Raw genomic sequence first — 12,049 nt, forward strand, 5'->3', positions numbered from 1 at the left:
TTTTTCGTCTGCAGCTTTGCGGATCCGTCCAGGCGGGGCCGTGCCGTAAGCGGAGTCCTGCGTGCTTACGCCGGCTTGCGGCGCCAGTAATCGGGCTGGGCGTACGCCCGCCGCAGGAAATCCACGAACGCCCGCACGCGCAGCGGCAGGTGGCGGCGCTGGGCAAATACGGCGTGGATATCGTTACCTGGCGCGGCAAAGGCCGACAGCACCGTGCATAGTTTGCCTGACTCGATCTCGCTGCCCACCTCCCACATCGAGCGCCATGCCAGTCCCTTGCCGGCGAGCGCCCAGTCGTGCAATACCTGGCCGTCGTTGCAGCCCATATTGCCTGACACTTTCACCACCACGTTCTTGCCATGCTCGCGGAAGGTCCAGCCGCGCTGGCTGCCCTCGCTGCTGATGGCCAGGCAGTTGTGGCGCGCCAGGTCGGCCAGCGTTTCCGGCGTGCCGTGACGCTTGAGGTAGGCGGGCGCGGCCACCACCACCCGTTCGTTGTCGGCCAGCTTGACGCTGACCAGGTTGGAATCGGCCAGGCTGGCGATGCGGATCGCCACATCGATGCCTTCGCCGATCAGGTCGGTGACGCGATCGGTCATATTCAGGGTAGCCGTCAAGTCCCGGTGCTCGGCCAGAAACGACGGTAACAAGGGCGCCACGTGCTGGCGGCCGAAGCCGGCAGGCGCCGAAATCATCAGGTGACCGGTGGCATGTGCGCTGCGCTCGGTCACAGCCGCTTCCGCCGCTTCGAGCTCGGCCAGGATGCGCTGGCAGTCTTCCAGGAATGCCGCACCCTCGTCGGTGAGCGCGAGCTTGCGCGTGGTCCGCTGCAGCAGCTTGACACCAAGCCTTGCCTCGAGCGCATCGAGCCGGCGGCCGATCATGGCCGGCGCAATGCCTTCTGCCCGGGCGGCGGCCGACAGGCTGCCTTTCGCCACGACCTCGACGAAGGTCGAGATTTGTCTGAACTGCCCCATCGTGATCCTTCTATCTGTGACAAAAACGCATGGATGAAATGATATTTAGTGCGGTTTGCATAAAAAATAGTGAATATACTGGAAAAAATCCTGCGGCGTGCGCTGAAGTTGGCAGCGCGTGCGCCGGGAGGAGATGCTTATAATCTGGCACATAAATCAACTTTCGGAGATCTGCATATGACGCTGTCCATCAGTCTGCCCCAGGGCATGGAAATTACCGGTGACATCAAGCCCGGTTACGGGACCATTCTCACCACCGAGGCATTGGACCTCGTGGTCAAGCTCAGCCGCGAGTTCGAGGCGCGCCGTCAGCAACTGCTGGCAGTGCGGGTGGAACGCGCACAGCGGCTCGACGCCGGCGAGCGTCCCGACTTTCTGCCGGAAACCGCGCACATTCGTAATGGCGACTGGACCATCGCACCGATACCGCCCGCGCTGGCCTGCCGCCGGGTGGAAATCACCGGTCCGGTCGAGCGCAAGATGGTGATCAACGCCCTCAATTCGGGCGCCGACAGCTATATGACCGACTTCGAGGATTCCAACACGCCGAACTGGGATAACCAGATCACCGGCCAGATCAACATGAAGGACGCGGTGCGCCGCACGATAGCGCTTGAGCAGAACGGCAAGTCCTACAAGCTCAACGACAAGATCGCGACCCTGGTGGTACGGCCACGGGGCTGGCATCTCGATGAAAAACATGTGCTGGTCGATGGCAAGCGCATCTCGGGCGGCATCTTCGACTTTGCGCTGTTCATGGTCCACAACGCCAAGGAGCAATTGGCGCGTGGCGCCGGTCCGTATTTTTATTTGCCGAAAATGGAGTCGCACCTGGAAGCGCGCCTGTGGAACGACATCTTCGTGATGACGCAAACCGCGCTGGGACTGCCGCAAGGCACGATCAAGGCCACCGTGCTGATCGAGACCATCCTGGCCGCGTTCGAGATGGACGAGATCCTGTACGAATTGCGCGACCACAGCGCGGGACTGAACGCCGGGCGCTGGGATTACATCTTCTCGTGCATCAAGAAGTTCAAGCTGGACAAGGAGTTCTGCCTGGCCGACCGCGCCAAGGTGACGATGACCGCTCCGTTCATGCGCGCCTATGCGCTGCTGCTGCTGAAAACCTGCCACAAGCGCCAGGCCCCGGCCATCGGTGGCATGGCTGCGCTGATTCCGATCAAGAACGACCCGGAGAAGAACGAAGTCGCCATGGGCGGCGTGCGCAACGACAAGGCGCGCGACGCCACCGACGGCTACGACGGCGGCTGGGTGGCCCACCCGGGCCTGGTGGCGCTGGCCATGACGGAATTCACCAAGGTGCTGGGCGACAAACCGAACCAGATCGACAAGCAGCGCCCCGATGTCGAGGTCACGCGCGATCAACTGCTCGACTTCAAGCCGGAAGCGCCGATTACCGAAGCTGGCCTGCGCTACAACATCAATGTCGGCATCCACTACCTGGGCAGCTGGCTGGCCGGCAACGGCTGTGTGCCGATCCACAACCTGATGGAAGATGCCGCCACGGCGGAAATCAGCCGTTCGCAGGTGTGGCAGTGGATACGGTCGGACAAGGGCGTGCTGGAAGATGGCCGCAAGGTCACGGCCGACATGGTGCGGGCAATGATTCCGGAAGAGCTGGCCAAGGTCCAGCGCGATGCACCGGGCGGCGATGGCCCGACCTATCCGCGTGCTGCACAGATCTTCGAGCAGATGTCGACCTCGACCGACTTCGCCGAATTCCTGACCCTGCCGCTGTACGAAGAAATCTGACGACTCATGCCTTGCGGCGCATAATTTCCTGCCCAAGCAGGAGTGATGCGCCGCGCCTTCGACCTCCCTCGATGCCGGCGTCCTGCCGGCTTCACTGCATCACATCAGAAATCATTCTTCCACAAGCGCATTGCCGTAAATACCGCCAGTGGCGTCTCCATGCCGTCGAGCTTGCCAGCCTTGACCAGTTCGCGCGCGATCGCCGGTTCGCGGTAGCGCAGGAAGGGATTGGTGGCCTTCTCGATGCCGATGGTGCTGGGCACGGTCGGCAAGTTGTGTTCGCGTTTATCGGTTTCCACCTTGACCCGTTCCTGCAGCGCGATATTATCGGGCTCGACCACGCGCGCGAAGCGCAGGTTGGATAGGGTATATTCATGGGCGCAATACACGCGGGTGTCGTCGGGCAGCGCCGCCAGCTTGCCGAGCGAGCTGATCATCTGCGCCGGTGTGCCCTCGAACAAGCGCCCGCAGCCGCCGGCAAACAGCGTGTCGCCACAGAACAGCCAGGCAGGCTCGTTCTCGGACGGCGCCCGCACGTAGGCGATATGGCCCATGGTGTGGCCGGGCACGTCGAGCACGCCCACGCGCAGCGCCAGACCCGGCACGTCGATCTGCTTGCCTTCGCCGACCGGCAGCGTAACGACCGCGATGCTCTCGTTGCGCGGCCCGAAAACGGGGACCTGGTAATGCTGTAATAATTCGGGGACGCCGCCCGTATGGTCAGCATGATGGTGGGTCAGTAGAATAGCGGTCAACCGCAGGCCGTGCGCCTTGAGCGCCGCCAGGACCGGTTTGGCTTCGCCAGGATCGACGACAGCGGCGTTGATGCCGTCATGGATCAGCCACAGGTAGTTGTCTTTGAACGCTGGAATCGTAAGAACACTGAGAGCTTGTTGAGAAGATATGGTCATTGGATCGCTAAAGGCTGGACATGGATAAAGCAGGTTCTGAGCAATCCATTATAGCGCTGGAAGGCTGGCTGCAAACGCCGGCCGGCGTGTACATGCGTGCGTGGGAACAAACCTGCCTCGATAACTTGACGGCAGATATTTTTGGGTACAACGCCGTGCAGATCGGCTTGCCACAAATCGATGCGCTGGCTGCCAACCGCATGCCGAACCGGTGGCTGGTGGACCGTAAGGTGCGTCCGGAGAACATTGTGCCCGCAGCGCTCGCTGCGCCTGCAGACAGTAGCGCGACCGTGACCGCAGCGCCCGCGCGCCGGCCGGTCGCCGTCACCTGCGATTTCACCGAACTGCCATTTGCCTCGCACAGCCTGGATCTGGTGGTACTGCCCCATGTGCTCGAATTTTCCACCGACCCGCACCAGGTGCTGCGTGAAGTCGAGCGGGTGCTGATACCGGAAGGGCAGGTCATCATTTGCGGCTTCAATCCCACCAGCCTGTGGGGGGCGCGCCATGTGCTGCGGCGCGTAGGTGGCGCCTCGTTTCTGCCGCCGACCGAAGCGCTGATTACCATGCCGCGCATGCGCGACTGGCTGAAACTGCTGAACATGGGCGCCAGTCACAGCTATCTCGGCTGCTACGCGCCGGCGTGCCGCACAGAAAAATGGCTGCAACGCTATGCATTCATGGATAATGCCGGTCCGCGCTGGTGGCCGTTTCTCGGTGGCGTGTATGTGATCCAGGCCATCAAGCGCGTGAAAGGCATGCATCTGATCGGCCCGGCATGGGCCAGGAAATCGGCAACCGCCCCGGCGGTGGTGCCGGCAACGAATAAACGACGGGAACAGCAGGATGGATAAGGTTGAAATTTTTACGGACGGCGCATGCAAGGGCAATCCCGGCATCGGCGGCTGGGGAGCATTCCTGGTCGCAGGCGACGCGGAAAAGGAAATCTGCGGCGGCACGCGCGACACCACGAATAACCGCATGGAGCTGCAGGCCGTGATCGAGGCGCTGAGCATCCTCAAGCGCCCGTGCAACGTGGTACTGCACACGGACAGCCAGTACGTGCAGAAAGGTATCAGCGAGTGGATCCACGGCTGGAAAGCGCGCGGCTGGAAAACCGCGTCCAAGGAACCCGTAAAAAACGAGGACTTGTGGAAGGCGCTCGACATCGCCCAGTCGCTGCACACGGTGGAATGGCGCTGGGTGCGCGGCCATAACGGCCACCCTGGCAACGAACGCGCCGACATGCTGGCCAACCGTGGCGTGGACGTGGCGCGGGCCAAGAAATAAGCGCAAATGCGAGGCGGGGCGGCCTGTTATACTAGGCCGCTTGTTTGTAGCACTCACTGAAACACTATGCGCCAAATCGTACTCGATACCGAAACCACCGGCATCAATCCCAAGCTCGGCAACCGCATCATCGAAATCGGCTGCGTCGAACTGGTCAACCGCATGCTGACGGGGAATAATTTCCACGTCTACATCAATCCAGACCGCGATTCGGAGGAGGGCGCGCTCAATGTCCACGGCCTGACCACGGAGTTTTTGAGCGACAAGCCGCGCTTCCACGAAATCGTCGATGATCTGCGCAACTACATTCAGGGCGCGGAAGTCATCATCCACAACGCGCCGTTCGACCTCGGTTTTCTGAACCACGAATTCAAGCTGCTGAACTTGCCGGATTTCTCCAGCCACGTCGGCAGCGTGATCGACACCCTGGTACAAGCCAAGGAACTTCATCCGGGCAAGCGCAACTCGCTCGACGCATTGTGCGACCGCTACGGCATCTCCAACGCCCACCGCAAGCTGCACGGCGCGCTGCTCGACTCGGAATTGCTCGCCGACGTCTACCTGGCGATGACACGCGGCCAGAACAGCCTCGGCATGGACGTGGAAGAAGCCAAGCCGACCGGCGGCGAACTGCTGGCGCCGGTTGCCATGGCCGACATCATCTTCCTGCCGGCAACGGAAGAGGAACTGGCAGCCCACGTCGAAGCGCTGGCCGGACTGGACAAGGCAGTCAAAGGACAGTGCATCTGGACCGCCGCCATGGCACCGCAACTGCCGGCCTGACGCCATGGCGAATAATTTTCACATTTGCCCTTCCATTTTGCCGGGCACGTAGCGTATAATTCGCCTCGCTTCGGGAGGTTAGCTCAGGGGTAGAGCACTGCATTCACACTGCAGGGGTCGCAAGTTCGAAACTTGCACTTCCCACCAAGAATACAAAGTGAAATCAATCACTTAACCAAAAAGCCGACCTTTAAACAGGCCGGCTTTTTTCTTGGGTGTAATTTTTGGGTGTAATTTACTTCACGATCAAGTCCGATAAACGATCCAGCGCCTCGCGCTGGGCCTCGACCTGCAAGTGGGCATAGCGCTGAGTCGTTTGCACATTCGCGTGGCCCAGGATTTTACCGATGGTGTACAGATCCGCCCCCAGGGCCAGCAGGATGCTCGCGCACGAGTGCCGCAGGTCGTGGAAATTCGCGTGCGGCAAGCCAGCCTTCACGCGAGCTCGGCGCCAAGCGGACTGCACGCCGTATAGGGTCATACGCAGGGGGTAATGGTACAGCCATGGCCGCAGTGCCGGGATAATTGGGACCACGCGCATCTTCGCAGTTTTGGTATTGCTCGATGGGAAGGTGATCGAATCCTTTCCGATGTGTTGTTTCTCGATTTTGAAGAGCTCCCCCCTGCGGGCGCCGGTAAGAAGCGCACCCCAAATCGCCGCCTGCGCCACGATGCTGCAGTGTGAGGCAATTCGCTGTACCTGGGCAATGGTGAGAAAAACCTCCCGCTTGTTGTTCACCGGCACGCTTTCGATCCTCAAGCCGTAGTTTTCCGGCGTCATTCGGTGACGCCAGGCCAGCGTAAGGCCCTTCTTTGCACACGCCAGCGATCGATTGATCGTGGCTGGCGCGTACGCCGGTTCCAGCTCGCCAGTCTTTCTGTTGGGGATGCGCTTGCTCATATCGCGAATCACGTGGTCCGCAAACTCTTGCGCCTGGCTCGCTTTGTATTTCTCAGCCCACAACCCGAGCCGCTTGGCGTGGTGTTTCGATGTTTCGGCGCTGCGCAGGCCCTCGGAATGTTCGATGTAGAGGGCCAGAATGGCCGCCATAGGCGGGTCGCCAGGAATGACCACCTGCTTCTTCTTGGGCGCCCGCGCCACGGCGGAGCGCAGCTCGGCCTCTACTCGCTTGGCATCACTCGCAGTTGCACCTTCCGGCAACTTTCGGTGAACTCTCTTGCCGTCGACCATGATACCGACGTGCTTCCTGCCATGTTTATCGTCCCAGATGGACATTGCTGATTTTCCTTTAACCAAGTTTTGCATTCCGCCAAGTCGTAGCGCTTCGAACGCTTGCCGACTGGCGTATAAGGTAATCCGTTTTGCTCGAGTCGTCGCACTGTTGATTCACTGACCCCGAGCGCAGCGCAGAGCTGCTGGCGATTTAGCCCGCCAGCTGTTTGACTTGCAACAAGCTCTGCGATTCGCTTGAGCTCGTTCTCGTTCATCATCATGGTGGCGTCTCCAGCGTAGGTTGCGAAGTGTGGCGAGGCGCGGCAGCGATCATCGCCCGGTAGGCTGGCGCCATGGTAGCCAGCGTCGCCGCCAGCAGGTCCGCTGTTACGCCTGGCGCCGCATCCATTTGCATAAGCACCAGCAGCGCGGCGCGGCGCGCCAGCTCGATGTCGGCGGGCTTGGCAGTTGGCCAGATGGCGACTGCGGCGCCGGCGATGATCTCGGGCGTGGGTTCCGTCGGGACGAGCTGCCAGCCGGGCGGCGCCGTCGGCGGGGTGGCGGCGATCAGCGCAAGTACATCCGCCTTCACCTCGCACCAGGTCACGTCGTCAGGACCGAAGCCGCGGCCACACCAGGCCCTGAAGCGGCGATACAGCGCGCTCACGATCTCGTCGGCGCCGGCATGCACCGGTACCAGCGTGTAGCCTGCGGGTGCGGCCAGCGCCGGGGCGTGTGCGGCCAGTTGTGCGCGCAGCTCAGCATTCTCGCGCTCCGCGCGCTGGACCCGGTCGGCCGCCTCCAGCGCGCGGCTGTGGAACTGCCGCCGGCTGATCTCGTCGGCCATGGCCAGCTCGTAGGGCATGCGCAGCACGCCGTAGAACATGGTGTCACCCATCACGCACCGCCTTTCGCTGCAGCGGCGCCACGTAGCTCGCGCACGGCGTCGGCGCATTGCAGGCACGCCGAGCGATAGGGGCCATTAGTGCCATCCGCCTGCTGATCACATGCCTGCGCGGCCTGCTCAAAAGCCAGCACCACGTCGTGCCCGCCATCCGGCTTCCCAAACTGTGCCGTCAGTTCGGCAGCCAGGGCCGGATGCGTCGCCGCGCAGGACGTAGCATACGCGGCCAGTGCAGGCCCGGCGTGCTGGTCGTGATCCATATCCAGAACGAAGTAGCGGCAGCCGCGATGCTTGCCGCCTGGCGCATCGCTTCCGTTCACGCGGCGCACCTCGAACTTGTGGAACAAGCCTTGCTGCCCGGCGGGCTGGGATTGGTCACGCTCGGGGAATGGGCCAGGCTGCACTCTGGCGGCAGGAACGTGAGCAGGAACGTGGGCAGCCAAGTCGGCGCGCACATACCGTACGTCCATGCTGTCGATGCGTTCCCAGCACCACGTCAGTTCAAGGCCGTCTGTATATGGGATGCACTCGTCAGCATTGGCCTCGCCCGGATTCAGCCAGATTTCTTCCGGGTACGTGGCCGCATGCGGGTTCGACTGCCCCGCCACTGGCGCAGGCTGCTGCACTGGCTGCGCGGCAGCCTGGCTTTCGAGGGTCCGGATCGCGGCCCATTGCTCCGGCGTAAAGCCGCCGGGGCCGGATAACGCTGACACCGCTGGCGAGTAGTAGCTATCACGCACATCCACAAATTTGTGCGTTGGCTCAGCCGCTGGTTGACGCGGTGCTGCCTCATTTTTATAAATGTCAGTCATGTCGGTTGCTCCAAAATCGTAATGTCAGCGGGCCGCACCGGTTCGGCGCTGCCCTCCATGTAGACGACCATTTCCCGGTCGCCCTTGTGCCAACAGAAGCCGGCGATGAATTTCTTTACTCCTGCATGCATCACCGGGCGCGCGAGCTGCTTCGCGCGGTGGATGCGCAGGTCGTGCTGGTCGGCCTGGTCCTGTGCCGTCGGCGCCGGCGCCTGGTCGCGCGCGCTCACCTCGACATCCAGTCGCAGAGCAGGGCGGCCAGGGCCAGGCCGTACAGCTTCAGGGCGCCAATGCAGGCGACGCGGCGGATGACGCTGGCGCTCACGGCGCCACCTTCACAGCACGGCCGCCGCGCCACCGCCAGCCTGGTGCGATCTGGTTGCGCTTAAAGCGTTCCCGCCGCTGCGCTTGCGTCAGAAGCGGATATGCTTCATCCCCATTCCTGAAGTGGCCGTCGGGAACCAGTCCCCAATAGTGGCAATCGATCCACTCGCTGCGTGGGCAATGCATATCCCACTCCGTGCCGCAATCCGTGTAGCATGAGCGCCAGAAGACGGGGCAGCCGTCAATCCCGATACCGTTTTTCTCCAGGCCAAAGGCTTGAGGATGGCTCCAGCGGTCCACCTTGGCAACGTCAGGAACGTCTGGCCAGCCGCCGCAGCTGCGCAGCAGCTCCACCGCGCGCTTCGCCTGCTTCTTGTAGATACGCGGATTCATGGTGTCACCCGCTTGAACTCGACCACCCACACCCACGGATTCGCCGCCCAGCTGCCGGCGCCGTTGATCTCGTCCCACAGCTCGCTATACGCACGAATCGCTGGGGGTAGATACTCGCCGGCGCAGTAGCCGCGCATGTGCCGATCCTCCAGGGTGATGCCCTCGGCACGCGCGTCCGCCTCGCTGCAGTCGTTCAGCCGCTCCACCCGCACGCTGACGATCGCCAACAGGATCCGGCTGGCCCAGCGCGGCATGTGAATGCTGACGCGTGTCTTGCCGACGCACCGCTCGGCTGGCGCGGCGCCGTCGGCGTCATACCAGACCGGATGCGGCTGCATGTCGCTCGGCGCCAGGTAGTCGGCGCGGCCGCCATCGCCTGTGGAGCGCCACGTCTCGCGCACCCACAGGCGGTCGCCCGGCTGGCCGTATGGGCATTCACGCAGCAAGCTGGCCAGCGTGACTGCCTCGCGGCCTTCCATCTGGTAGCGGTTCGTGTGTGGGTCGCCAGCGATGACAATCGGGTATTCCGGCTGCCGCTTCATCACCCGCCGCGTCTGCGACTTGGTGCCGTCCAGCGTGGCGCGCACCATGGCGCCGTTCATGAGGATGGGGCGTTCAGTCACAGCTGCCTCCCTCGGTGTCAGGCGACGTGCCGTCGAAGAGCGGCAGCCCAGTCTTGCCAGCCGCATCCGCATCAGCCTTGGCGCGGCCTTGTTCGTAGTGCGCATCACTGCAAAACCCTCGGCCCATCCAGAGGGTATTCGACGGGCGGCCGCAGAAGCAGGTCGGAAACGGATCAGCCTTGTTGGCGCTGTACCAGGCCTGCGGCTCACTCGCCCACGGCGCGGCCTCATCCGGTACGCCAACACCCATGAGGCTGTTCTGCACCCAGGTCATTGCCGCCTCGGCGCCGGCGCCGCGCCGCCACTCGATCCAAGCGGCCTGGTTGCCGACCAGCACGTCATGCATGATCTTGGCGTCGGAGTGGATGCGACGCTCCAGCGCGGCGATGCGCTCCATGCGCTCCCGGGCAACCTGAGTCACCTGCTGGCGCGGCAAGTCGCCACCGAGAAGGAGGCCGATATCGTTCACGAGGTCTTGCAGGCCACGGCAGGCTTTATGCCAGTTGCCTACCTGCGCATGCAGTTGAGCGACACGTTTGTCGCGTTCGGCCAGCTGCTGCTCGGCGCTGGCCAGGCTGATTTTTACTGCAGCCAGTTCCGTTTCCGTGTTTGCGCTCATGCGGCACCGCCGTGCGCCAGCAGCTCGCGGTTGCCGTTCGACTGCATCGGGCCAACGACCGATCCCTCCATCGCCTCCAGCAGGCGCGCTGCCCGGTTGTAGCCGATCAACAGGTGGCGCTGGACCGGCGAGATCGACGCGCGCTGGTTGGTGCGCACCACTGCCACGGCCTGCTCGTACAGCGGATCGACGGCACTGCCGTCGCCGGCCGGCACGTCAGCGGCCAGGTTCGTCACCACGCGCTGCTCGCGCACTGGCTCGTCGCCTTTGGCGGGTGCCTGGGTTGGCTCGACAATTTCGATGGCAGCGACGAGCAGCAGTTGCTGAGACTGCGAGCCGGCTGGCAGAGCCTTAGCCATGGCCAGCGCTGCCTCTACGGCGCCCAAGCTCTTTTCGGCCATGTGTTCGCGCACGCTTTCGATCACGGGCTGGATCGTTTTTTCATAGAGTTCGTTCAGCACGGCGCGGTGCATATCGCGCGTCTTGTACATTTCGGCCGTGAGGCGGATGGCGCGCTCGACGTTCTGCTGCGTGCCGGCTTGCGGGCGCTTCTCAACGCCCGGCGCGCCCACCGTCGCTTCACCGCCCAGCGCTTCCACGATATCGGCCAGCAGCTTGGCCAGCTCGCCCGTCATCAGCATGAAGTCGCCGTCGAAGCGTTCGTCGTCGTTGCGGCTGGTGCCGCGCGTTTCTTCTGTCAGCACGTCGAGCGGCTTGACGCTCTTGATGGCCAACGTCTCGTCCAGCACGAACGAAATCTTGCTGTCCCAGGTCATCGCCAGGCGAGTGCACTGCTTGCCGGCTGCAATGTGGCGGCGCACGTCGTCCGGCTCGAGGGTGTGGCGCTTATACGCGACCTGAGCTTTGCTCTCGCCAGTGGCGCGCATGATGGCGTCCTGGTCGATGGTGAAGCCGGCCGGCGCTTCGTCGGACTGCAGCCACTCGGTCATCACGCCCACCGGCGAGCGCTGTACGCGCAAGCTTTCCAGCGGTATCTTGTCGACCGCCTTGAGCAGCAGCTTGATGACTTCGTCGGCCTTCGCCGGGCTGGCCGCGTCCACCACCAGCCAGCCGTTGACCGGATCGATCCAGGTCCAGGTGTTTGACTCGATACTGAAAGCGCGTGGCAGCAGCTCGTCGGTGACGCGCTCCTTCAATTCCTTCATGGCCTTCTTGCCCGGCGCGAAGCCCTGGGCCTCTTCCATTTCGGCGGCGCGCGCCTTCGTCACCTGGTTGATGACGGTGGCCGGCAGCAGCTTCTTCTCGCCGCGCAGGCGGATCAGCATCTGCTTGTTGACTGCGTGTACCAGCGCGCCGTCCTTGCGGGGCGAGTCCCAGCCCTGGCGGATCAGCTCGGTGCTGCTGGCCGGCGCGAAGGCGTTGGAAGCGAGCGCTTCGGCCAGCGCTTCGGCGGTCATTGCCCAGTGCGCCGGCAGCCGATAAACCTGTAAATTTTTAAACATCAT

General features: G+C 63.0%; 14 protein-coding genes, 1 tRNA gene and 1 pseudogene. 5 read left to right on the plus strand and 11 right to left on the minus strand.

Features of this window, described 5'->3' with window-relative positions; all coding sequences use genetic code 11:
• Positions 1-65: 65 nt before the first annotated feature.
• Entirely contained in the window at positions 66-977 is a 912-nt protein-coding gene (locus ASF61_RS10660) for a LysR family transcriptional regulator (RefSeq protein ID WP_056155072.1), read from the minus strand.
• A gap of 177 nt (positions 978-1,154) precedes the next feature.
• On the opposite strand from ASF61_RS10660, the gene aceB reads away from it, so the two are divergent.
• Positions 1,155-2,750 (plus strand): malate synthase A, encoded by a 1,596-nt coding sequence (gene aceB, locus ASF61_RS10665; protein WP_056155075.1) that lies wholly within the window; start codon positions 1,155-1,157, stop codon positions 2,748-2,750.
• 104 nt (positions 2,751-2,854) lie between these two features.
• On the opposite strand, the gene gloB is transcribed toward aceB, so the two are convergent.
• Positions 2,855-3,661 carry a hydroxyacylglutathione hydrolase gene (gene gloB, locus ASF61_RS10670; RefSeq protein ID WP_056155078.1) on the minus strand — a complete coding sequence of 269 codons (807 nt, stop codon included), beginning with the start codon at positions 3,659-3,661 and terminating at the stop codon, positions 2,855-2,857.
• A 20-nt stretch (positions 3,662-3,681) separates the two neighbouring features.
• Here gloB and ASF61_RS10675 point away from each other — a divergent pair, with 20 nt between their 5' ends.
• The 4 genes from ASF61_RS10675 (at position 3,682) to ASF61_RS10690 (ending at position 5,881) form a co-directional block, all read left to right on the plus strand.
• On the plus strand, positions 3,682-4,515 hold the full coding sequence (locus ASF61_RS10675; RefSeq protein ID WP_056155081.1) for a class I SAM-dependent methyltransferase: 834 nt from the start codon (positions 3,682-3,684) through the stop codon (positions 4,513-4,515).
• Entirely contained in the window at positions 4,508-4,951 is a 444-nt protein-coding gene (gene rnhA / locus ASF61_RS10680; RefSeq protein WP_056155084.1) for a ribonuclease HI, read from the plus strand. The genes ASF61_RS10675 and rnhA overlap by 8 nt, the downstream gene beginning before the upstream one ends.
• A 66-nt stretch (positions 4,952-5,017) precedes the next feature.
• Positions 5,018-5,734: a DNA polymerase III subunit epsilon gene (dnaQ, locus tag ASF61_RS10685; protein ID WP_056155087.1), complete on the plus strand. Its 717-nt coding sequence runs from the start codon at positions 5,018-5,020 to the stop codon at positions 5,732-5,734.
• A gap of 72 nt (positions 5,735-5,806) precedes the next feature.
• Positions 5,807-5,881, plus strand: a tRNA-Val gene (locus ASF61_RS10690).
• A gap of 88 nt (positions 5,882-5,969) precedes the next feature.
• On the opposite strand, the gene ASF61_RS10695 is transcribed toward ASF61_RS10690, so the two are convergent.
• The 9 genes and pseudogenes from ASF61_RS10695 to ASF61_RS23735 all read right to left on the minus strand — a co-directional run.
• Entirely contained in the window at positions 5,970-6,971 is a 1,002-nt protein-coding gene (locus ASF61_RS10695; protein ID WP_056155090.1) for a site-specific integrase, read from the minus strand.
• A gap of 214 nt (positions 6,972-7,185) precedes the next feature.
• Entirely contained in the window at positions 7,186-7,809 is a 624-nt protein-coding gene (locus tag ASF61_RS10700) for a hypothetical protein (protein WP_229205792.1), read from the minus strand.
• Positions 7,806-8,624 (minus strand): hypothetical protein, encoded by an 819-nt coding sequence (locus ASF61_RS10705; RefSeq protein WP_056155098.1) that lies wholly within the window; start codon positions 8,622-8,624, stop codon positions 7,806-7,808. The genes ASF61_RS10700 and ASF61_RS10705 overlap by 4 nt, the downstream gene beginning before the upstream one ends.
• A complete protein-coding gene (locus tag ASF61_RS10710) occupies positions 8,621-8,854 on the minus strand; it encodes a hypothetical protein (protein ID WP_056155103.1) in 234 nt (77 codons plus the stop codon). Before ASF61_RS10710 ends, ASF61_RS10705 begins: the two co-directional genes overlap by 4 nt.
• A gap of 91 nt (positions 8,855-8,945) precedes the next feature.
• Positions 8,946-9,341, minus strand: coding sequence for a hypothetical protein (locus tag ASF61_RS10715; RefSeq protein WP_056155106.1), 396 nt, complete (start codon positions 9,339-9,341; stop codon positions 8,946-8,948).
• Positions 9,338-9,964 (minus strand): hypothetical protein, encoded by a 627-nt coding sequence (locus ASF61_RS10720; RefSeq protein WP_082491439.1) that lies wholly within the window; start codon positions 9,962-9,964, stop codon positions 9,338-9,340. Before ASF61_RS10720 ends, ASF61_RS10715 begins: the two co-directional genes overlap by 4 nt.
• Complete coding sequence (locus tag ASF61_RS10725) at positions 9,957-10,583, minus strand: hypothetical protein (RefSeq protein ID WP_056155111.1); 627 nt, start codon at positions 10,581-10,583, stop codon at positions 9,957-9,959. Before ASF61_RS10725 ends, ASF61_RS10720 begins: the two co-directional genes overlap by 8 nt.
• Positions 10,580-11,074, minus strand: coding sequence for a DNA translocase FtsK (locus ASF61_RS24380; protein ID WP_307155911.1), 495 nt, complete (start codon positions 11,072-11,074; stop codon positions 10,580-10,582). The genes ASF61_RS10725 and ASF61_RS24380 overlap by 4 nt, the downstream gene beginning before the upstream one ends.
• A gap of 84 nt (positions 11,075-11,158) precedes the next feature.
• A pseudogene (locus ASF61_RS23735) lies at positions 11,159-12,049 on the minus strand (recombination-associated protein RdgC); the annotation flags it as partial.

Origin of the sequence: Duganella sp. Leaf126 (genome assembly GCF_001423125.1) — a bacterium.
In the GTDB taxonomy this organism is placed as follows: Bacteria; Pseudomonadota; Gammaproteobacteria; order Burkholderiales; family Burkholderiaceae_D; genus Rugamonas.

What these genes read in the sequence shown, in the direction of transcription:
- ASF61_RS10660 (WP_056155072.1), bottom strand. Translation starts at nt 977, where the DNA reads ATGGGGCAGTTCAGACAAATCTCGACCTTCGTCGAGGTCGTGGCGAAA.
- aceB (WP_056155075.1), top strand. Translation starts at nt 1,155, where the DNA reads ATGACGCTGTCCATCAGTCTGCCCCAGGGCATGGAAATTACCGGTGAC.
- gloB (WP_056155078.1), bottom strand. Translation starts at nt 3,661, where the DNA reads ATGACCATATCTTCTCAACAAGCTCTCAGTGTTCTTACGATTCCAGCG.
- ASF61_RS10675 (WP_056155081.1), top strand. Translation starts at nt 3,682, where the DNA reads ATGGATAAAGCAGGTTCTGAGCAATCCATTATAGCGCTGGAAGGCTGG.
- rnhA (WP_056155084.1), top strand. Translation starts at nt 4,508, where the DNA reads ATGGATAAGGTTGAAATTTTTACGGACGGCGCATGCAAGGGCAATCCC.
- dnaQ (WP_056155087.1), top strand. Translation starts at nt 5,018, where the DNA reads ATGCGCCAAATCGTACTCGATACCGAAACCACCGGCATCAATCCCAAG.
- ASF61_RS10695 (WP_056155090.1), bottom strand. Translation starts at nt 6,971, where the DNA reads ATGTCCATCTGGGACGATAAACATGGCAGGAAGCACGTCGGTATCATG.
- ASF61_RS10705 (WP_056155098.1), bottom strand. Translation starts at nt 8,624, where the DNA reads ATGACTGACATTTATAAAAATGAGGCAGCACCGCGTCAACCAGCGGCT.
- ASF61_RS10715 (WP_056155106.1), bottom strand. Translation starts at nt 9,341, where the DNA reads ATGAATCCGCGTATCTACAAGAAGCAGGCGAAGCGCGCGGTGGAGCTG.
- ASF61_RS10725 (WP_056155111.1), bottom strand. Translation starts at nt 10,583, where the DNA reads ATGAGCGCAAACACGGAAACGGAACTGGCTGCAGTAAAAATCAGCCTG.
- ASF61_RS24380 (WP_307155911.1), bottom strand. Translation starts at nt 11,074, where the DNA reads ATGTACAAGACGCGCGATATGCACCGCGCCGTGCTGAACGAACTCTAT.